The sequence below is a fragment of the Phormidesmis sp. 146-33 genome, from assembly GCF_052939515.1.
Genome location: NZ_JBJPHU010000126.1, coordinates 1 through 19,387, shown reverse-complemented (window position 1 = coordinate 19,387; position 19,387 = coordinate 1). Strand labels below are relative to the sequence as shown.

Here is a 19,387-nt window from a genome sequence, read left to right as displayed (position 1 = left end):
ATGAGGGATGAGGGATGAGGGATGAGGGATGAGGGATGAGGGATGAGGGATGACGTGGAGACATCTAAGTTGCCGGAGATGTCTGATTTGTGGCGTGAGACGTTGGGGTGGCAGCCTGATGTAAGCCAACAAGAGCAGTTTCAGCGCTTTTATGAGTTGATTTTGACGGCGAATCAGCAGTTTAATTTGACACGGATCACAGCGCCTTCAGAATTTTGGGAAAAACATTTGTGGGACTCGCTGGTGGGTGTTGCTCAGTTTCTGGGTGGGACTTCTACAGGGTTTGACGTGATCGATATTGGTACGGGGGCCGGGTTTCCGGGGGTGCCGATCGCGATCGTTCGTCCTGATTGGCATCTGACGCTGCTCGACTCGACGCGCAAAAAAATTACGTTTGTCCAGGAGAGTGTCAAAACTTTGGGATTGGAGAACGTGAATGTGTGGGTCGATCGGGCTGAACAAGTCGGACAACTTCGCCAACATCGAGAACACTACGATTTAGCCTTGATTCGGGCGGTGGCTTCCGCTTCGGTGTGTGCAGAATATACGTTGCCGCTTCTAAAATTGGGAGGACTAGCCGTTCTCTATCGCGGTCAGTGGACAGAAGAAGAGGCTGAAAATTTGCAGGTCGCCGTGGAACAGTTAGGAGGAGCGATCGAGCCTTCTGAAAAGCTGCTCACGCCGTTGACTCAGAGTGTCCGTCACTGTCTCTACCTGCGAAAAGTCGCCCCTACTTCGGCCAGCTTCCCTCGTGCTACGGGCATTCCGACGCAAACGCCGCTGTGAGTGAGGGGTGAGGCGTGAATTCGGTGAAGTTCTTTTGCTTCGCTGTTCAGCCCTTCTGCCCCCAATCTGCCAATACCTAATCTGCCAATACTTTGAAGCACAGATTAAAACTTCGGCGTTGCTGATCGGAGAGATGAATCTGTGGGAAGTGTCCATCTTTTCGCCCCCTAAATCCCCCAAAATTGGGGGACTTTGAACCTTGGGGTTCCCGCCGCTTTGGGGCAATTCATCCCTTGATTCAGCAACGCCAAAACTTCTTCTGTCTCATCCCTCATCCCTCCTCGCGAAGCGGATTACCCCCAAAGGGGAACAGATCATCGAAGTTCTCCCTCATCCCTTCCGCCCGCTCTCTCTGCTGAAACTCTGTCCAAGAGCTTGTCAGATCATCGGGAGCCGGGTGTCTTGTATCGTAAATCGCGATTACATTGGTGAGTTCACGACCTGCGGGACGCAAAATCCGACCGCCGTGGGCCAACCCTACCGAGGAGCCACCGTCTAGATTCATCGCTTCGTGACAGCCGATCGCTTGCATAATTGCCGCTTCTTTTTTGAGCGAAACTGGAGTCAGGAAGGTGACTAAAAAAAGCCGTTTGCCTCGTTCTGGAAAGCCGATCGCCGATCGTACAGCGACTCCCATCACATTTGGGTCGGTAAATCCTTCTCGTTTGGGGTTGACCGAGATTTTGCCTTTTTTGAGCAGTCTTGGCCCTGCTGTTAGCGAAAACCAGTGCTGATCCCAGGTTGGTTTGCCTTCGACTCTGGCGGTGATCATTTCAGGTCGATTGCCCGATCGCAGTCCGAGGGTTGTTCCATAATTTTCCCAGGGGCTGTACTTGAGAAACCTGCCGCCAGATACTAAGTTGCCCATGACTCGCTTTTGAGCGTCGGTGCTAAAAAAGGTGCCGCTGGCGGTGATTGCGGCTTGCTGACGGCGCACTAGTCCGATAAACGGCTCATCACCCTGGGTCGATCGCGCACTGTTGGCTTGTTTAGCACGATTGGCTAAACCCACGCTGATAAAAGTTTTGGGATCAGTCAGATCTACGATCGTAATATAAAGCGGAACGCCAGCAATCTTGCGCTGAACGACAGAAATCGGTCGAGCGACAGGGGGAACGGGAGCAGGTTCTTCGGTGGTTTTGAGCGGCGGCGCTGGGAGAATCAGGATGTTGGCAGGAAGCAGCGAACTTAGCAAAAGGGTAGACCCCGTTGCGATCGACACACTGCCCAAGAAAGTGGATAGCCATTGAACGGCTCGTCGTCTACGATCAGATTTGATTCGACTCAGCATTAACGCTTTCTGAAACGCTCTGTTGATCATGCCTTGCTTCTTTAATCGCTCGAAGTCTATTAAAAAGATTTAACGGTTGTTCACAAAATCTTACTCAGGGAGGATGACACCTTTGTAAATTTTGAAATTCCGTCCATTAGACTCTTCAATTAGTGAGCAAACAATCCCGATAAGGCTGCTTTTTTGTAACAAAATTTACAATAATTAGCGATCGCCCTAATTCCAGCGCGGATTTGATAAAGGTGTTTCGCTTCGTTTTTGAGCGCTTTTACCCTGCCAATTCTGGGAGACTGCCGGACATCTTCAAAGGTTGGAAATTTAGTGTGAAAATTGATTGAAAAGTGCAATGTTCTGTCCGATTTCTAACGGCGCAGCTTCAATAGTTCTTGGGGCGAAGCTAATAGCTTGATCTTGGCAAAAAGAATTTCTTGATCAGCATTCAATACAAACTGCCAGCCAACATTCACCCCAAATAACGGGGTTTGCACCTTGCCATTTACTTGAACTTCTGTACAGCCATCTTCTAAACTCAGCGTAGTCCCTTGCTGGGATTGAAGAATCATTCCTTTAGCCTCGGTTTGCAGATATTGAGCGATCGCTTCCCGCCCCTCAATTGGCGACTCAAATGGCGGTTTCATAGCTCCATTGATTGCAAACAAACCACTCGTTTTCTCAAAGTCACCTGAGTTTAACGTCTCAAAATAGGCCACGATCGTAGGGTTGGCAATGCCTTCTATCTTGAGCGTTGTCGAGTCAGTGACATTCATGGCAAAAGTATCAATTCGCTTCACCCCTCACCTTATGCAAAAAAGTAAGCGTTGTCCTGACTCTCAAGAGATATTTTGGGAAGAAAAATGAGCCAAGAATTAACTCAAAAAATTAAGCAAAAAGCCTTGGAATTGGGATTTCACAAAGTTGGAATTGTGCGTATTGATGAAGTCACAAATCAGCAGTCTGTAGAATCGCTGCAATCCTGGTTAGAGCAGGGCTATCAGGCAGAAATGGCGTGGATGGCTAATCCCAAACGGCAAAATATTCAACTCGTGATGCCGGAAGTGCGATCGCTGGTCTGTGTGGCGCTCAATTATTACACGGGGCACGATCGACCCAATGGTGAGGAATATGCCAAAATTTCTCGCTATGGTTGGGGACGCGACTATCACAAAGTCCTCCATAAAAAATTGAAGGTGCTTTCTCTGTGGCTCGAAGCTCAAGGAGACGGAATTCAGTCCCGATTTTATGCAGACACGGGCCCGGTTCAAGATAAAGTCTGGGCGCAACAGGCAGGACTTGGCTGGATCGCCAAAAATGGCAACGTGATCACGCGAGACTATGGTTCCTGGGTGTTTCTCGGTGAGGTGTTGACGAATGCAGAATTAGTGAGCGATCGACCTCACACCCAGCATTGTGGAACTTGTACCCGTTGCATTCAAGCTTGTCCTACGCAGGCAATCACTCAGCCATTCGTTGTGGATGCTAATCGGTGTATTGCTTACCATACGATTGAGAATCGTTCTGAGATTCCGGCTCCCGTTGCTGATCAGCTTCAAGGATGGGTCGCAGGCTGTGATATTTGTCAGGATGTCTGCCCCTGGAATCAGCGCTTTGCTCAAGAAACCGATGTTCCTGACTTTCAACCTTATCCGTGGAACATTGCCCCGACGCTGAATGAGATCGCAAATTTGTCGGATGAGGAGTACGATCGACGCTTTCCAGCCTCTGCCCTACGCAGAATTAAGCCTGCCATGATGCGCCGAAATGCCAGAGCAACTCTCGAAAGCAACCAATCACGCGAAGGAGTTTGAACCACAGATTTGGTCTGAAAGTCCCCCAGAAGTGGCAGCTTGGGGGGCAGAAGCGCAGAACATCGAAGCAAAAAAACGTTATCGAACTAACGTTAGCCTTAATCGCCAAGAACCCATCCGAATCGTTTTCTCTCTGCCAAAGTCTGTCAAATTTTGCTACACCAAAGCTGTAGAGATCATTCAAGGATGCAGCAATGGTACTTCCAGATGAGTCCGCACCCCATTTGAGCCGACGCAAAATTCTTCATTTAGCGGGGTTAGCGGCGGGGGCTGCGACTTTTCCGACTGCTTGTCGATCGCTCACCGCAAATTCTCAGTCTGATGATCTTGTGGCAGATGCTCAGGCAGCAAATCCTATTCCTTCTAGTACAGGTCAAACTAGCCGAGTTGTCTTGATCAAAACGACCGATCGCGTCGCTGGAATTCGCAAAGCGATCGACCTTCTACAGCCGGATCACATGGCGGGCAAAACAGTCTTTCTCAAACCGAACTACAACACCGCTGATCCGGCACCTGCTGCCACAGATACTCGCCTGCTCGAAGCGTTAATTCAAGAATTGCAGGCCGCCAAAGTGGGGCAAATTACGATCGGAGATCGCAGTGGGATGGCTGACACTCGGCAAGCAATGACCAGCAAAGGCGTGTTTCGGCTGGCTGACCGCTATGGGGTGAAAGCGATCGTTTTGGATGAATTGGGCGCTGCGGATTGGCAATCTTTTCCGGCTCAAGACACCCATTGGAGTCGAGGATTTGCTGTTGCCCGTCCGATTCTCAATGCAGGCGCAATCATCAATACCTGCTGTCTAAAAACCCATCGTTTTGGTGGACACTTTACCCTGTCGCTCAAAAACAGTGTCGGTATGGTGGCCAAATACGTTCCGGGAAACTCGTACAACTACATGAGTGAGCTACATGCTTCGCCACACCAACGGTTGATGATTGCCGAAATTAATAAAGTCTATCAGCCTGCACTCGTGTTATTGGATGGCGTTGAAGCTTTGGTGAATGGCGGGCCAGAAGCTGGAAAGCAAGTGAAATCAAATGTGATCTTAGCAGGAACCGATCGCGTTGCGGTGGATGTGGTTGGCATTGCAATCTTACGATCGTTGGGCACGACTGAAGCCGTTTCTCGCGGCTCGATTTGGCAACTCGAACAGATTCGCCGAGCGGTCGAGTTAGGATTGGGAGCCACCCGCGCCGAACAGATTGAGATTATCACGGCTGACAGTGCTGGACGAGGGATGGCTGATCAAATTCGTAAACTGATTACGGCTTGAAGCCTTTCTACAGGATAGGGTGTCTGCGGATTGTGGATTTAACAAAACTGACCCTTGCCCAGGGAGTAAAAGTCTTTCAGTGCTTTGGTTTCAAGTTCTGCTGAGGATCACGCTTTGAGGTGTACCTTTTCTACTACTTAAGATAGTCCAACGTCTACCTGGAGCAAGATTCAACTAGGCAAGAAAATGCAGTAGAGATAGAGAGTTAAATCTTACGGAGATTGTATCTAGTGAAACTGAATTATTTTGGGAACCAAGTTCTTACTGCAGGACGCTGGCTGGCGACGAGTCTGTTTTGTGTGGCTACTGTCGCTTTTGTATGGCTGGGTGGCTTTTCTTTGAGTGTTCCAGCGATCGCCAGTCCAACCACGAGCTTGATTGCAGCAGATCTAGGCGACCAGATCAAAGGGGCAGCCGATGACGTTCGGGCAGGCTCTAAGGATCTGATCAGAGACACCGAAGGTAAAGTTAAGAAAACTGCTAACAAGAACGCTGCTAAAGTCGATCGCGCGGATGAAGATGGGGGTGCTGCCGAAACGAAAGCAAAGCGCGACAAGTCTCGAATCGAAAAAAGAGCGAGTGAAGATGCAGAGCGCACTGAGACAGCCGTTGATAAGTCGATGAATGCTGTCAAAGGTGCCGTTGACAATATCAAGGATGCCTTTGGTAAATAGAGAATAGAATTTCTCAGGGTTAGTGAGTACGACTTCATTATCTGCATATAAACTTGCATATGAACATAGGGGTTCTTGAATAAGTAATCTTGAAACCCTTGTTTAGCTTGGTCTTATATCCAGAGAGAATGCCTACTCACTGGGAAATCTTTATCCGGGATGGATTACAGTCTGTCCCGGATTTGTTGTTTGGGGGATTGCTTTGAGAATAAGTGGGCGACCCCTTGCGGGTAACTCGAAGAGATCGCTCTCATCTACTTTCCTTGCTTAAGCCATCCTTCTATTGCAGGCAGCAACTTCTCTGACAGTTGTTTTGGCTGCGAATACAACCTGTTTTTGCGTAGCGCTGTCCATGCTTGCGTACAGTAGGATAAGCCAACAGTTGTAGGGGAATTCCAGTTAGTTTCCAGGTCAGCCGACCCAAAGCATGTAGGACATCCCAAGCTTCTTCTAAACTAGGTTTTGCAACTAGCTCACTTAACTCTGCCTTCAGTGCTTGACCTTGAGATTGTAAGGTTGGAGGATGACACAAATCGTAGGCTATCATTCCGGCTTGATAGTGCTTGAGGATTTGAAATTCATTCACGCTGATCTGTCCTTTGTATCAACTTTGGATAGAGATTAAGGAATCCATTTAATCATCCAGCGAAGTCAGCGCAAATTTGGAAGGCGGCTGGTCGATGCGGGCAGAGGTGGCTAACTTTTGCATAAACTCTTGGGCGAGTGAGACAAAGGCTTTAGAACCTGCTGTGCCAGGATTGGATAGGACGACAGGCGTAAATGTATCTACCGCTTTTGACACATTGACATCAGGTGGAATGCGCGTTTTGAACAATTTTGCTTCGCTAAAGTCCTCGTTTAGTCGCTTCATAACTTGCCCATAATAGCGGCTCGAAAACACGTTTCCAGAGAGTGAAAAGGCAATTCCTAACAGATTTGGGCCGCCGGGTGTGTCTTCTTTATGAGTTTCCTTGAGTTTGACGATGCGTCTTTCTAGAAGTTGAATGCCAATCAGCGACAATGGCTCTGGTTTTGCAGGAATTAGATAAAAATTACTGGCTAACAAGGCGCTACGAGTCATCAAATTATATCCAGGCGCACAGTCTAAAATAATCAGATCGTAGTTTTTGGCGATCGGCTGCAAAATACTCTGAATTAACGTCTTCTCAAAAGTATTCCAGGTCGTTTCAAAGTTGACTTGTCCCTGGTGCATTGCTTTGCGGTGAAGCATTTCTGACACCAAATATTCATCATAGAGATCAATATCTCCCGGCAACAAGTCCAACCCTTTGACATTGCAGACATAAGAGCGAACGGCTTCAGAAACCGTCGTCGTTAGCTGAGGATCAGAGAGAATCGATCGCTTAATCAGTTGTCTCAATGTCCGTTTTTCGTTGCGAATCTTTGCAAAATCGGCGGGTGTCATCAAGCTCAAAGTCGCGCTGATTTGCGTATCGAGATCGACGATCAAAACTCGTTTGCCGTGATTTTTTGCAAGGCAAGTTGCCAGATTGACGGTGAGCGTTGTTTTGCCCACTCCACCTTTCATATTTGCAGTTGCAATCACAAACGTCATGACCTGATTCCTCTGAGTAACGATGCCTACAATTTTCCGGCAGTTAGGCACTTAAATATAGTCCCTAGAAGTTACGGAGATCAAACGAATTTGAAAAAAATCTGATCGTCTTGTGTTTTAAGGATTTCTAATACCAAATTAATCTGTTAATGTTATTGACCCTTCGCCCCCTAAATCCCCAGTCTGGAGGACTTTGAGAATCCGAGACTTCTTTGGCTTGAAGTCCTTCACCAGTGGGAGATTTAGGTTGCTCTCCAAGATCTGTAGCACTCAAAGATCAATTTGGTATAACTTCAATTAGAGCGAATTGGAGCGCGATCGAGCATTTCAACCGCAATTTTATAAGCGTCTTAGGGAGGATGCTTGGAGGACTTAATTGGGCGATCGGGAGCTAAAAGTAGAAACTTTGTTCTATAAATCCCGGTGGGTGAAAGGTTTGGCGTTGGCTCCCGTATAGGTGGCGGCGATTTGACCATTGCCCACAAGTTGATATTTGTAGGTGACGAGTCCTTCTAGCCCAACGGGGCCACGAGGCGGCATTTTTTGGGTACTGATGCCCACTTCTGCCCCAAATCCATAGCGAAACCCATCCGCAAAGCGCGTCGAACAGTTGTGATAGACCCCCGCCGCATCTACCTGAGCCAAAAAGGTTTGAGCAGATATGGGATCTTCGGTAGCGATGGCTTCGGTATGCCGTGAGCCGTAGGTATTGATGTGATCGATCGCTTGTTCCAATGAGTCTACAATTTTGATGGCTAAAGTTAAATCACTGTATTCCGTTATCCAATCGGCTTCCGTTGTCGGGGCGATGTTGAGAATTTCGCGAGTTCGTTCGTCTCCTCGTAGTTCGACGTTTTTTGCTTGCAGTGTCGAAACTGCTGTCAACAGAAATTCTGAAGCGATCGTCTGATGAATTAATAGAGTCTCAATGGCGTTGCAGGCTGCGGGATAGTGTGTTTTAGAATCAATCATAATCTTGATCGCGTTCTCGATATTGGCAGAGCGATCGACGTATAAATGACAGATTCCGTCAGCGTGTCCCAAAACGGGAATTCTTGTATTATCTTGCACAAACTGCACAAACGCATTCGATCCTCTAGGAATAATCAAGTCTACAAACTGATCGAGTTTGAGTAACGCCAGCGTTTCTTCTCGTGTAGTGAGAAGTTGAACAACGGATGGATCAATCTCTGTCTGCGCCAATCCCTGATGAATCGCTTTGACCAATGCTTCGCACGATCGGACTGCTTCTTTGCCGCCCTTGAGAATCACACCATTTCCAGACTTGATCGCCAGACTCGAAATCTGCATCACCGCATCCGGCCGCGCCTCAAAAATCACGCCCAACACCCCCAACGGACAGATGACCCGCTTGAGAATTAGCCCCTCATCTAGCTCACGGTGAATCTGCACCTCACCAACCGGATCAGGCAGCTTGCCCACATCTCGAACGCCCGCGATCGCTCCCCGCAGTTTCGCCTCATCTAACTTCAATCGCGCATACAAAGCTGGAGCAATTCCCGCAGTTTTGGCCGCTTCACAGTCGGCCGCGTTGGCAGCCAAAATTTCAGTCTGGTTCGCTTCTAGGGCATCTGCAATGGCGGCGATCGCTCGATTTTTGACCTCCGTCGATCGCGTTCCCAAATCACGGGCAGCAGTGCGAGTGTGTTGTGCAAGATCGGTCAGTGAGGAAGCAACTTGGGAAGTCATAGCCAGAAGGAAAGGATTGCGATACTCTCAGCTTAGTATAGAGAATCCGGCGATTTTTCCGATGATTTTAAGATTTGTAAGAAAGATCGGTGATCGGTTGCTGTTAGCAGTCTGCACCCGGACTAATAGAACTGACTGGCTCTATGCACTGCTGCTTTTGGGGTTGTATAGCCTGATCTACTTACCGATGGGGTTTGTTAGTGGGTTTCTCAAGTTTGAGCCGAGATGGGATGCGCTGCTGAAAGTGACGATCGGAGCTTTTATCTCGCCTGGTTTGACCGAAGAATCTGTGTTTCGAGTGTTGCTGATTCCCCATCGGTCTGAACCTGTACTGCCTTACATGCGCTGGGTTTGGACAATTTTAAGCTGGCTGGCATTTGTGATTTATCATCCGCTCAATCCAGGGGGGCGACCGTTCTTCAGCAGTCCAATTTTTCTACTTGGGGCAGGGCTGTTGGGCATGATTTGCACCTCTTCTTATCTTCGCAGCGGCTCACTCTGGATTCCAGTCATTTTGCATTGGTTAATTGTTGTAGTCTGGTTAGTCATGTTAGGTGGACTAGAAAAGTTTACGAGTGGGTGAAGTTGCATTCATCGCTTAATTGCATACATAACATTCAATGATCTTGCATGGGTTGTCGCTCTTGAATTCTCTGTAAATGGAGAACTTTGAACTAAAGATTTTGATCTTGTCCAGAAGTCACCCAGAATTGGGGGGTTGGGGGGCAGAAGCACCAGACAACGTAGTGAAAGATTTTGTCAAATCTATATCAACTTATCCAGTCCGATCGCATTCGGTAAGATGGCCTTGGGCAACATTCCATGCACGCCTTTTTGAGGACTGTTAACCACCTGAGTAATCTGAAAATTGACCGCCAAACTACATAACACATAAGCCTCTTCTGCACTGATGCCGACAAAGCGTTCGATAAAGTCAATCATCTGGTGCAGCGCCATCTCGAAGGCTCCATCTAGCGTGGAGCCAAAGCCCATTGTGATCCAATCCGTTGGCGTTTGGGCGATCGGCACCGTCAGCTTCAAATCTTTGCGAACTGTGAGTTGGATGGTGCCATTCATTGAGGTTTCGATCGCCGTTACATTGACTTCGCCATCTCCCTGGACTGAGTGACCATCGCCGATCGAAAACAACGCCCCTTTGAGAAACACAGGCAAAAAGACGCGAGAACCTGCTTGCAACTGACGATTATCCAGATTGCCCCCATAGACACCGGGCGGAATCGACGATCGCTGCTCTTCATCTGTCGCCACACCAAGAATTCCAAAAAACGGTCGGAGCGGAATCGTCACCCCACTATCTACAGGAAACTCCGTTACGCCCTTCTCTAAATCCAATGGAATAAACCGTAAGGCCGCTTCTGTAAACCGCTCTGGCAAAGCACCCCAACCCGGACGAATCGCATTAAACCCCACAGGCAAACTGGGCGCGATCGCCTCCAACTTCACCTCTAGCACGTCCCCCGGTTCAGCCTCCTCGACATAAATCGGGCCAGTTAATAGATGTGGGCCAACGCCAACCTTGCGATCGCTCCCCAAGTTCTCACAAATTTCTCGAAAGGCAGGCGGTACAAACTCAGGCGGCGCTTTGTCAGCCACATTAAAGCCAGAAAACGTCTCGACCTGAATGCGATCGCCCGATTTGACGACTAGTGCAGGCTTGAGCGTTGCAGAAAAGCCACCGAGATGTACCGTGTCACAGGTTGCAGCTAAAAAGTGATCAGTCATTTGAGAAATCATCGTAGAATTTTCAGTAATCAACGATCGCTGAGAGGTATCTAGCCCCGAACCTGGTTAGAAAGGTTGGCTTCTATTCTGGCAGACTGACCGACCTCTAGAGTGTTCACACATACTTTTTGAAAAACGGGTGCCTATTCATGACTGCTACATTAACGATCGTTCAAGATACCTGGCTCACACTTACTCAATCACAAAGTACCGATCTGCCTGATAATCAAAAACATCACGTTTTGGCAGGTGAAATTTTTACATTACTCAGTTATGAGGTTATGGGGGATTTTATGCGTGTGACATTGGATCACGATCGCCTCAGTGAATCCAATCCATTCAACAAAATCCCCATCTGGTATGTGAATTGGGCTGATGTCAGAATTATCCAAAACTCGCCAGTTCGCCTCGCTTCCTTCTCTAACAAAAACTCTAACAGGGTGAGTAGCCAGACTCTGGTTTTTGCAAAAAAGGATACTGATACGCCCGTTAAAAACACTCGTCCATGAAACGGGCTTCAACCTAAATCAATGCTCAACTTAGGAGAGAACGTAATGGTTCTGATGTTGACGATCGTTAAAGATACCTGGCTAAAAATCAGTCAAGCTCAGAGCGCAGATCTCGCTGATAACCAAAAGCATTTCGTTGCTGCGGGCAAGCAGTTTGCGCTGTTGGACTGTCATCAAGAAGACAATCACCTCTGGATTGTGCTCAGTCAAGACGCTGCCCAGCAATTCTCAGGACAAAGTACCTGGTATGCCTATGTTCCAGACGTGCAGGTGTCACAAGATGAAGAAATCTTTGAACCTCCCAGGGTTGCGGCAATGAGAAAGGATACTGGTACACCTTCTAACAACCCTGTTAAACCTAAACCCCCTAAACGAAAACCTTAACCCCAATCCAAGATCAGATTAGGAGAAAAAGCAATGGCTCTGATGTTGACGATCGCTCAAGATACCTGGCTCACACTCAATAAACCGCAAGATACAGATTTGCCTGATGATCACAAACATCGCGCGCTTGCAGGCGAAACCTTTCCGTTATTGAGTCATGAGGTGGATGCAGACTTTTTTGTCGTTACGTTGGATGGCGATCGTCTTGGTCAACCCAGTCCATTTGGCGAAAATCTTACCTGGTATGTGAATGCGGCTGATGTCAAAATCGTCAAAGGCTCACCAGTTCAATTCGCATCCTTCTTGAGCGGCTTTCGTGGAATTGTTGCAAAGTTCTTGCCCAAAAAGCCCGATACTGATACACCCTAAATCCTCCACCAGTACGGGACTTTGAACTAAAAATCTTGCCTGAAAGTCCCCCAGAATAGCCAGCTTGGGGGGCAGAAGCGCTCAAGAACGAAGCAAAAACTTGATCGAATTCACGTCAGCAGAGGTCTTCTACTTTGCATTCTGCATCTTGCACTATTCACTATCTCAGGGCTGCATGAATACCATTGACGCTACTGTTTCTGATTCTGATTACACAATCAATCCAGATATTTTTGTTTCCTATTCGCGTCGCAATCTAGAATTTGTTTCTCGTCTGTGTAATGCGCTCAAAGATCGAGAGCGATCGCTCTGGGTCGATTGGCAAGATATTCCCCCGACTGCTGACTGGCGACAAGAAATTCAGTTGGGCATTCTCAATGCAGATACATTTTTGTTTGTTCTCAGTCCCGATGCGATCACTTCTCCCGAATGTCAGAAAGAGCTTAACTATGCAATTGAGCAACACAAACGATTGCTGCCGATCGTCTGTCAAGAAGTCAATCCGGCTGAAACCCATCCGCAAATCGCTGCCCTCAACTGGATTTTTTTTCGAGAACAGGACAACTTTAATCATGCTCTAGAGAAGCTACTCCGGGCACTCGACGATGACTTGGACTACATTCAAGGACACACTCGACTGCTGATTCGCGCAAATGAGTGGCAAACAAGCGATCGTGACAATAGCCTCTTACTTTCTGGCAAAAGTCTCGAAGCCGTTGAACATTGGATGGTGCAGGGGGCTGACAAAACGCCTCGACCTTCACAACTGCAATTGGAATATGTGGCGGCAAGTCGGCTATCTGAGAAGAATCGTCAACGCGGTTTGCTCACAGGAGTCTCGATCGCTCTGGTTGGCATTTCTGCCCTAGGATTGTTTGCCTTTGAGCAATACCGCACCGCCGAGAAAAACCGCAAACTCGCAGTCACAGGCGAAATTAAGGCGCTCAGTGCTTCCTCAAATGCTCAATTCACCATTCAGCAAGAATTTCAGGCATTGATCGATGGACTCAGGTCAGCGAGACTTCTCAAACAAGCCAATTGGGTCGAAGCCAACACACGGCTAGATGTCATGTCCACGCTAGGAAAAGCAATCTATCACATCAAAGAACGCAATCGACTAGAAGGGCATACTCGCTGGGTTCGTCGCACCCGATTTAGCCCCGATGGAACTATCATCGCCTCTGCCAGTGGAGACGGCACGATCAAACTTTGGCGCTCTGACGGCAGCTTATTGCAAACTCTGAAAGGGCACACAGACGGCATTTACGACCTGAGCTTTAGCCCTGATGGACAAACGATCGTCTCTGCCAGTCTCGATCGCACCCTCAAACTCTGGAAGCTAGACGGAACAGCAATCGCCACCTTTAAAGGGCACAAGGGTAAAGTCAGAGCCGTAAGTTTCAGTCCGGATGGGCAAACGATCGCCTCCGGTGGAGATGATAGAACAATCAAACTCTGGAAACCAGACGGCACTTTGATCAAAACCCTCACCGGGCATCAACGAGAAATCTATGGCGTGAGTTTTAGCCCCGATGGAACGACGATCGCCTCCGCCAGCATCGATCGCACCGTCAAACTCTGGAAGCGAGACGGCAAGTTGATTAAAACCCTCACCGAACATAGGGATTCTGTTTCGGAAGCTGTTTTCAGTCCAGACGGACAAACGATCGCCTCCGCCAGTTTAGATGGCACCGTCAAACTCTGGAAGCGAGACGGCAAGTTGATCAAAACCCTGCCACAAGAAAGTGGGGCTGTCTACGGCGTTGCTTTTAGCCCGGATGGACAGACGATCGTTGCCGCCTACGCCAACAAAACCGCAATCCTGTGGAAACCAGATGGTACCAAAATCGCAACTCTAGTCGGACACAGCAGCCTGGTCAATGGCGTGAGTTTTAGTCCAGATGGAAAAACGATCGCTTCCGCTAGTCAAGACCAAACCGTGAAACTGTGGCATCAAACCAACTCGCTGATGAGCGTTTTTGTCGGTCACACAGCCGAAGCTAATAGCGTCAGTTTTAGTCCAGATAGACAGCTTGTAGCCTCTGCCAGCAGCGACACCACCATTAAGCTTTGGAAGCCGAACGGTAGCTTAGTCAAAACGCTCACAGGACACACTGATGAAGTCTACTCAGTTAGCTTTAGTCGCGATGGTCAAAGGCTAGCATCCGCAGGTGCAGACAACACGGTTAGGCTGTGGAAACGAGATGGAACGTCGATCGCCACTTTCAAAGGACACCAGGATGCGATTAGTGAAGTGAGTTTTAGCCCGGATGGACAAACGATCGCCTCCGCCAGCATTGATAAAACCGTCAAACTCTGGAAACGAGACGGCTCCTCAAAAAACCTATCCGGTCATACCGATGCGGTGTTTGGCGTGAGTTTTAGTCCCGATGGACGAATGATTGCTTCTGCCAGTGGCGACAAAACCATCAAACTCTGGAAACCAGACGGCACCTTAATCAACACCCTCAAAGGACACACCGCCAGCGTCAAAAGCGTCAGTTTTAGTCCCGATGGAAAACTGCTTGCCTCTGCCAGTTCAGACAATACGGTGAAGCTCTGGAAGCTAGACGGCACAATAGTCAAAACCTTAAGCGGACACAGCAATGCTATCAATGGTGTGAGTTTTAGTCCCGATGGTCAACTGATTGCCTCTGCGAGCGACGATCGCACCGTGCGACTCTGGAAACCAGACGGCAGCTTGGTGGCGATTCTCACAGGCTACGAAGATAGTGTGTTTGGCTTAAGTTTCAGTTCTGATAGCAAAACCCTGGCAACCTCAAGCGACGATCGCCGAGTCACCCTCTGGAATCTAGAAGGACTGAACCTGGATGCCCTGCTGACTCAAAGTTGTGATTGGCTACACGACTATCTGACGACGAATGCTAGGGCAAACCAGGACGATCGCCAGTTCTGCAATTCCCTTCCTCGATCCAAACGCTGACTTCTCAGAGACCTCGCTAGAATGATAATCTCAATAACCTGGGATTCAATCAGAAGGTGAGTGATGAGTGAGCAGCAAAGTTTGTCAGAAATTAATCCACTAGTACCGCCTCCCGTCGAGCCGTACAAATCGAGCTTGTGGGAAGAAATTGGCATGGGGTGGGCATTTGTTGTCTTTGTGTGGCGCGTCTCCAGTCGAATTAGAGGCAGTTGGAATCGCCTGCGGTTTGTGATCGGGCTGATTTTTTGGAAGCCGTTTTTGCCCAACGATCGCTAACTCATTCTTGAAAAAAATCCCATGTATTACGACCCACATCAATTTGACTTTGTTTATCAACTCGAAGCCAATTGGCGCACCATTAAAACCGAATTAACTCAACTCGACCCCAAAGATTTTATTCCCTATCCCGAAAAGTATTTACTGCAAAAAAAGACGGGTTGGGATATTTTCGGCCTGTATTTTTTGGGGGTCAAAATTGATATTAATTGTGAACTTTGTCCCAAGACAGCCCAACTGATCGAAGCCGTTCCTGGTATGATGACCGCAGGGTTTTCTCGATTGGCAGCCGGGGCCCACATTGTTCCGCATTCGGGCAAACCGAGTAATGTATTGCGCTGTCACTTGGGATTGTCTGTTCCTGAAAAATGCGCTCTGAGAGTCGCGTCCGACATTCAGCAATGGCAAAATGGTCAATGTCTGGTTTTTGACGACACCTCAGAACATGAAGCCTGGAACTTGAGCGATCGTCCCAGAGATATCTTATTACTTGATTTCAAAATTCCCCCTGGCTTCCAGATCATTCGCTAGTTCTCATCTTCTCCCTTTGAATGAAAGATCTTGACCCAATTCTTATCTTGAAGTTTCCCAAAATATGGAAGTTGGGGGGCAGAAATCTCATTCACGAAGCGAAAGAACTCCATCAAATTGACTTCGATTTGATAAAAAACGCTACTGCGATCGCACTCAATTTCCGCATTGGGCACTCAAAAATCTGGGAAATTGCTGGGAACTGTTGAAGCATTCCTTTATACGGTTAGACGATCGCCAAAATGGTGAGTTGATGACTTCAACGGGGTATCACTAGCTTTATCCCCATCCTTGCGATCGACTAGCCTAACCTCAGCTTGGGGATTGTCCTATCCAGTCAAAACTATGTCTGAAGCACTACTCAAAGACCGCGACTACACGATCGTCGTTGCCAAAACTAGCTCCGATTTGTTGCAAAAACCACCCGGATATGAGCAACGCTGGTCAAATGCTCACGACGCGATCCTGACGCTTGCCCAAAAATGCGAAACGTTTGACCCAGACGGACTGACGCTTTACCTATCCGATCGTCGTCAGTCTGAGCAGTTCAAATCCTACAAACACGTCAAATCCAGTCAAATTACAGAAATTTTTGAGGCGCACTATCCCCCCGCCACGATCGACCTGCTAAAAGTTTTGCAAGCCATTTTGCACGAATTTTTCACCCGCAAAGCTGCCCAGCAGACCAAGCCCAACGGTGAAATGATTTTGATCTTGATCGACGGCGAACCGAGCGAGCGTATGGCTATTTCTCGCCTCCTGATCCACACGGCCAACCAGCTTGACCACGATAGTGAACTGGGAATTGGCTTTATTCAACTGGGCGACGATCTGATTGCGAGAGGCTTTTTGGCGGCTCTGGATGACAACCTCAAATCAACAGGTGCAAAATTTGACATTGTGCATACTCAGGTGATCACCGACCTCCAATCCTACTCGCTGACTGAGTTTCTGCAAGACGTTCTGAGCGACTAAACGCTGAAATGGCAACAACCTGATAAGCTGTAAGCGGATACGACCCACCTCAAGTGTATGGCTTAATTTTTATGGAGTGGCACACATCAGATGCCCAGAGTTTAGCAATTATCGATCGTGAGATTGGCGACCATGCGTTCTCACCCGCAGAGTATGAAATTGTGCGACGGGTGATCTATGCCACGGCTGACTTTGAGTACAAATCGCTGATTCGATTTTCAGAGTTAGCGTTGCAGTCGGGAGCGGCCGCGCTGGCCGCTAGGACAACGATCGTCGTTGATGTCCCAATGGTGCAAGTCGGCATCACCAGCAACATTCAAAACACCTTTGCTAATCCGATTTATTGCAGCATGGAGGCGTTGACCCGTCCTCAAAAAGAAAAAACTCGCGCCGCCTGGGGCATCGAAACGTTGGCAAGACGCTACCCAGAAGGCATTTTTGTCATCGGTCAGGCTCAAACCGCACTCTCTGCCCTGGTCGAACTGATCGAAGCCGAAGAAATCAAACCCGCGCTGGTGATCGGGACTCCTTCTGGATTTGTCGATGTCGATGTTGCAAAAGCTCGCCTCAACGATTCGCTCATTCCCCACATTCGCACCGAAGGGCGTAAGGGTAGTGCAGTCGTGGCAGCAGCGATCGTCAATGGATTGGTTGATTTAGCGTGGCAGGCATACGGCCGAGAGAGCAACGGAGTTGGTTAGGATCACAGATTAAATGAGAACAAAACTGACCTTTGCAGGTTAAACCGCTTTTCTAGTCTGCCGATCGCCGACGAGATAAATTACCAGGTCGTCTCTTTTGACCACTCGGCTTTCGCGAACTTCCTCGCACATTCCTTCTGGGTGCATCCTCAAAGTCAGCATTCGATCGTCGGCGCGGTTCAGTCAAATCGTCTGCCTCAAAGCCATAATCTTCTCGCTCCAGCCGCCGACTCACCGCTTCAAACTCATCTCGCCGCAGGTAAGGATAGTCACTCACCCACACGCCATTGCGCGGCAAAAACACGTCTGTAACTCTGGCAATTTTGCTCAAGTCCGATCGGTTCGACAAAATCATCAACTCAGCCGTGTCACCGGGTGCGATCGCCTGATGTTCTCGCTTGAGCGGAGCTTGAATTCGTGTGGCAAACCCTGTCTCATCCACAACTTCAACATTGATTTTGCGCTCTCGGTTCTCGACGATTACCAGATCCCCGGTATTGTTTACGTTCTCTTCTTGACCAATCAACTCATCTGAGATGTACACATCCGCCACTTCGCCCCGCAAAAATCCCGCAAACTTGTAGCGACGGTAGGCAATATTTCGCAAACTCGCTTCCAAAACGGGACTCCACAGCCAATAGGTCATGGCAAACAGCCCTAAAAAAAAGCGAACTCCACTCAACGATTCGATCGGCAGCAGCCAGCCAATAAATAGAATGCAAGCCAGCGCAGAGATCGAAATCAACACTCGCCTCAAAAAGCTAGGAAACTTACCCCAGGCGTGTTTGTACTGGGCACCTGTCGCAACGACCGGGATGAGTTGCTCAAACTTTTGACGACTTAAAGGAATCAGCATGAGTGCGAATTATAGAACCTGACCACAACATTAGCCTAATCCCATTTTGGAGTCTAAATTTCAAAATTGGCAGCAATCAGTCAAAGGTGAGCGATCGTCTCCCAATTTTTGCCTTCAGACTTGAGGCTTTCCTTGACTCGTGAAGAGCGAAATTTTACGGATTCTTAGCTTTTTGCCGAATCCAAATGCTCGCAAAGTCGAGTACTTTTCGTGAGGGGCCGTCAGGGATTGTCATCGAAAATGGGATCAAATCTGAGGAACGCGCTCAGAAAGAACTAAGCAACTAGGGGGCAACTAAGTTTGTTTAGGTTTTTCAACAGAAAAGCGTCCTTACAGGTAGTCTGCCTGATCCTGGGGGCTTTTAGGGGTCAGGCAATTTTTTGTCTATTTGTGTGGCGATTAATTACTTATTTGTCCATTGTTAACTATTTGCTTATTCAAATTGCGACATCGTGGGGCTTACAGGCATTTTCAATTTCTCCCACCTTAAGTCGCAAACGATTTGCAGAACTTTGGGGTCTGTCCATCGGTTGATGTAAAGGAAGATAATTTTGGTAACAAAAAGAAGCCCCAAAGTTTCGAGGGGTTTCTGAAGGCATAGCAAAGCTTGAGTTTTAGAACAGGGCATTTGACGAGACATTCTGCATGAATTAGGACAGGGTGACGACTTTTGGAGTTGGGCAATGAAAAAGCGATGATCTGTTTCTGACGCTGCCTTTTCAGCAAAGCTGTCCGCTTTGAAGCTTATGCAATCGCATTTGAAGGACTGACTCAAGGGTTGATATGGCTCGAAACTCAGCGACCAAACTGGCGATCTGCTAGACATTCTAGACAACCCCACGGTTCTGGAAGAAATTGTTCGCCTCGAATCACTGCCATATTCGGACTACCAATCACCTTGAGCGTTTGTTCCGCGAGTTTCGTACTAAGTGCCTATCCGAAAACTTGAATTGCCCTGACGACAATACAAGCACAGGATA

The 19,387-nt window shown here is 48.2% G+C and carries 20 protein-coding genes; 13 read left to right on the top strand and 7 right to left on the bottom strand.

From position 1 onward, the window contains the following. Window positions 1-42 precede the first annotated feature (42 nt). The gene (gene rsmG, locus ACJ2PR_RS30250; RefSeq protein WP_446879764.1) at window positions 43-786 is read left to right on the top strand and encodes a 16S rRNA (guanine(527)-N(7))-methyltransferase RsmG; all 744 of its coding nucleotides are present in this window, start codon (window positions 43-45) and stop codon (window positions 784-786) included. Window positions 787-1,057: 271 nt separating this feature from the next. Here rsmG and ACJ2PR_RS30245 read toward each other — a convergent pair whose 3' ends face one another. Together ACJ2PR_RS30245 and ACJ2PR_RS30240 are read right to left on the bottom strand one after the other, a co-directional pair. Beyond that, a complete protein-coding gene (locus ACJ2PR_RS30245; RefSeq protein ID WP_446879763.1) occupies window positions 1,058-2,107 on the bottom strand; it encodes a phosphodiester glycosidase family protein in 1,050 nt (349 codons plus the stop codon). Between the two features lie 332 nt (window positions 2,108-2,439). Beyond that, window positions 2,440-2,844: a ketosteroid isomerase family protein gene (locus tag ACJ2PR_RS30240; protein WP_446879762.1), complete on the bottom strand. Its 405-nt coding sequence runs from the start codon at window positions 2,842-2,844 to the stop codon at window positions 2,440-2,442. 87 nt (window positions 2,845-2,931) lie between these two features. Between ACJ2PR_RS30240 and queG the strand changes: the two genes are divergently transcribed. From queG to ACJ2PR_RS30225, 3 genes are all read left to right on the top strand, one after another. Next, the gene (queG, locus tag ACJ2PR_RS30235; RefSeq protein ID WP_446879761.1) at window positions 2,932-3,882 is read left to right on the top strand and encodes a tRNA epoxyqueuosine(34) reductase QueG; all 951 of its coding nucleotides are present in this window, start codon (window positions 2,932-2,934) and stop codon (window positions 3,880-3,882) included. A gap of 194 nt (window positions 3,883-4,076) precedes the next feature. Further along, window positions 4,077-5,159, top strand: a complete 1,083-nt coding sequence (locus tag ACJ2PR_RS30230; protein WP_446879760.1) for a DUF362 domain-containing protein — start codon at window positions 4,077-4,079, stop codon at window positions 5,157-5,159. Window positions 5,160-5,458: 299 nt separating this feature from the next. Beyond that, entirely contained in the window at window positions 5,459-5,833 is a 375-nt protein-coding gene (locus ACJ2PR_RS30225) for a hypothetical protein (RefSeq protein WP_446879759.1), read from the top strand. Between the two features lie 280 nt (window positions 5,834-6,113). On the opposite strand, the gene ACJ2PR_RS30220 is transcribed toward ACJ2PR_RS30225, so the two are convergent. The 3 genes from ACJ2PR_RS30220 to ACJ2PR_RS30210 form a co-directional block, all read right to left on the bottom strand. Beyond that, the gene (locus ACJ2PR_RS30220; protein WP_446869390.1) at window positions 6,114-6,419 is read right to left on the bottom strand and encodes a hypothetical protein; all 306 of its coding nucleotides are present in this window, start codon (window positions 6,417-6,419) and stop codon (window positions 6,114-6,116) included. 48 nt (window positions 6,420-6,467) lie between these two features. Further along, complete coding sequence (locus ACJ2PR_RS30215; RefSeq protein ID WP_446879758.1) at window positions 6,468-7,409, bottom strand: ParA family protein; 942 nt, start codon at window positions 7,407-7,409, stop codon at window positions 6,468-6,470. Between the two features lie 411 nt (window positions 7,410-7,820). Beyond that, on the bottom strand, window positions 7,821-9,119 hold the full coding sequence (locus ACJ2PR_RS30210) for a glutamate-5-semialdehyde dehydrogenase (RefSeq protein ID WP_446869392.1): 1,299 nt from the start codon (window positions 9,117-9,119) through the stop codon (window positions 7,821-7,823). Window positions 9,120-9,180: 61 nt separating this feature from the next. Between ACJ2PR_RS30210 and ACJ2PR_RS30205 the strand changes: the two genes are divergently transcribed. Beyond that, entirely contained in the window at window positions 9,181-9,702 is a 522-nt protein-coding gene (locus ACJ2PR_RS30205; RefSeq protein ID WP_446869393.1) for a CPBP family glutamic-type intramembrane protease, read from the top strand. A gap of 182 nt (window positions 9,703-9,884) precedes the next feature. Here the strand turns inward: ACJ2PR_RS30205 and ACJ2PR_RS30200 are convergent, their stop codons facing one another. Continuing rightward, window positions 9,885-10,862: an acetamidase/formamidase family protein gene (locus ACJ2PR_RS30200; protein ID WP_446869394.1), complete on the bottom strand. Its 978-nt coding sequence runs from the start codon at window positions 10,860-10,862 to the stop codon at window positions 9,885-9,887. Window positions 10,863-11,011: 149 nt separating this feature from the next. Here ACJ2PR_RS30200 and ACJ2PR_RS30195 point away from each other — a divergent pair, with 149 nt between their 5' ends. The 8 genes from ACJ2PR_RS30195 to ACJ2PR_RS30160 all read left to right on the top strand — a co-directional run bounded on the left by ACJ2PR_RS30195 (window position 11,012) and on the right by ACJ2PR_RS30160 (window position 17,551). Then, the gene (locus ACJ2PR_RS30195; RefSeq protein WP_446869395.1) at window positions 11,012-11,371 is read left to right on the top strand and encodes a hypothetical protein; all 360 of its coding nucleotides are present in this window, start codon (window positions 11,012-11,014) and stop codon (window positions 11,369-11,371) included. 45 nt (window positions 11,372-11,416) lie between these two features. After that, window positions 11,417-11,755, top strand: coding sequence for a hypothetical protein (locus ACJ2PR_RS30190; RefSeq protein WP_446869396.1), 339 nt, complete (start codon window positions 11,417-11,419; stop codon window positions 11,753-11,755). A gap of 33 nt (window positions 11,756-11,788) precedes the next feature. Next, window positions 11,789-12,124: a hypothetical protein gene (locus tag ACJ2PR_RS30185; RefSeq protein WP_446869397.1), complete on the top strand. Its 336-nt coding sequence runs from the start codon at window positions 11,789-11,791 to the stop codon at window positions 12,122-12,124. A 175-nt stretch (window positions 12,125-12,299) separates the two neighbouring features. After that, complete coding sequence (locus ACJ2PR_RS30180) at window positions 12,300-15,068, top strand: WD40 domain-containing protein (protein WP_446879757.1); 2,769 nt, start codon at window positions 12,300-12,302, stop codon at window positions 15,066-15,068. A gap of 63 nt (window positions 15,069-15,131) precedes the next feature. Then, window positions 15,132-15,344, top strand: a complete 213-nt coding sequence (locus tag ACJ2PR_RS30175) for a hypothetical protein (RefSeq protein WP_446879756.1) — start codon at window positions 15,132-15,134, stop codon at window positions 15,342-15,344. 21 nt (window positions 15,345-15,365) lie between these two features. Then, entirely contained in the window at window positions 15,366-15,875 is a 510-nt protein-coding gene (locus ACJ2PR_RS30170; RefSeq protein WP_446879755.1) for an aspartyl/asparaginyl beta-hydroxylase domain-containing protein, read from the top strand. 345 nt (window positions 15,876-16,220) lie between these two features. Then, window positions 16,221-16,850 carry a hypothetical protein gene (locus ACJ2PR_RS30165; protein WP_446879754.1) on the top strand — a complete coding sequence of 210 codons (630 nt, stop codon included), beginning with the start codon at window positions 16,221-16,223 and terminating at the stop codon, window positions 16,848-16,850. 71 nt (window positions 16,851-16,921) lie between these two features. Continuing rightward, a complete protein-coding gene (locus ACJ2PR_RS30160; RefSeq protein ID WP_446869403.1) occupies window positions 16,922-17,551 on the top strand; it encodes a precorrin-8X methylmutase in 630 nt (209 codons plus the stop codon). 52 nt (window positions 17,552-17,603) lie between these two features. Here ACJ2PR_RS30160 and ACJ2PR_RS30155 read toward each other — a convergent pair whose 3' ends face one another. Further along, window positions 17,604-18,407, bottom strand: coding sequence for a phosphate ABC transporter permease (locus ACJ2PR_RS30155; protein WP_446869404.1), 804 nt, complete (start codon window positions 18,405-18,407; stop codon window positions 17,604-17,606). Window positions 18,408-19,387 lie beyond the last annotated feature (980 nt).

Coding starts and splice junctions, on each gene's coding strand:
- rsmG (WP_446879764.1), top strand. CDS start 43: ATGAGGGATGACGTGGAGACATCTAAGTTGCCGGAGATGTCTGATTTG.
- ACJ2PR_RS30245 (WP_446879763.1), bottom strand. CDS start 2,107: ATGATCAACAGAGCGTTTCAGAAAGCGTTAATGCTGAGTCGAATCAAA.
- ACJ2PR_RS30240 (WP_446879762.1), bottom strand. CDS start 2,844: ATGAATGTCACTGACTCGACAACGCTCAAGATAGAAGGCATTGCCAAC.
- queG (WP_446879761.1), top strand. CDS start 2,932: ATGAGCCAAGAATTAACTCAAAAAATTAAGCAAAAAGCCTTGGAATTG.
- ACJ2PR_RS30230 (WP_446879760.1), top strand. CDS start 4,077: ATGGTACTTCCAGATGAGTCCGCACCCCATTTGAGCCGACGCAAAATT.
- ACJ2PR_RS30215 (WP_446879758.1), bottom strand. CDS start 7,409: ATGACGTTTGTGATTGCAACTGCAAATATGAAAGGTGGAGTGGGCAAA.
- ACJ2PR_RS30210 (WP_446869392.1), bottom strand. CDS start 9,119: ATGACTTCCCAAGTTGCTTCCTCACTGACCGATCTTGCACAACACACT.
- ACJ2PR_RS30205 (WP_446869393.1), top strand. CDS start 9,181: ATGATTTTAAGATTTGTAAGAAAGATCGGTGATCGGTTGCTGTTAGCA.
- ACJ2PR_RS30200 (WP_446869394.1), bottom strand. CDS start 10,862: ATGACTGATCACTTTTTAGCTGCAACCTGTGACACGGTACATCTCGGT.
- ACJ2PR_RS30195 (WP_446869395.1), top strand. CDS start 11,012: ATGACTGCTACATTAACGATCGTTCAAGATACCTGGCTCACACTTACT.
- ACJ2PR_RS30190 (WP_446869396.1), top strand. CDS start 11,417: ATGGTTCTGATGTTGACGATCGTTAAAGATACCTGGCTAAAAATCAGT.
- ACJ2PR_RS30185 (WP_446869397.1), top strand. CDS start 11,789: ATGGCTCTGATGTTGACGATCGCTCAAGATACCTGGCTCACACTCAAT.
- ACJ2PR_RS30180 (WP_446879757.1), top strand. CDS start 12,300: ATGAATACCATTGACGCTACTGTTTCTGATTCTGATTACACAATCAAT.
- ACJ2PR_RS30175 (WP_446879756.1), top strand. CDS start 15,132: ATGAGTGAGCAGCAAAGTTTGTCAGAAATTAATCCACTAGTACCGCCT.
- ACJ2PR_RS30170 (WP_446879755.1), top strand. CDS start 15,366: ATGTATTACGACCCACATCAATTTGACTTTGTTTATCAACTCGAAGCC.
- ACJ2PR_RS30165 (WP_446879754.1), top strand. CDS start 16,221: ATGTCTGAAGCACTACTCAAAGACCGCGACTACACGATCGTCGTTGCC.
- ACJ2PR_RS30160 (WP_446869403.1), top strand. CDS start 16,922: ATGGAGTGGCACACATCAGATGCCCAGAGTTTAGCAATTATCGATCGT.
- ACJ2PR_RS30155 (WP_446869404.1), bottom strand. CDS start 18,407: ATGCTGATTCCTTTAAGTCGTCAAAAGTTTGAGCAACTCATCCCGGTC.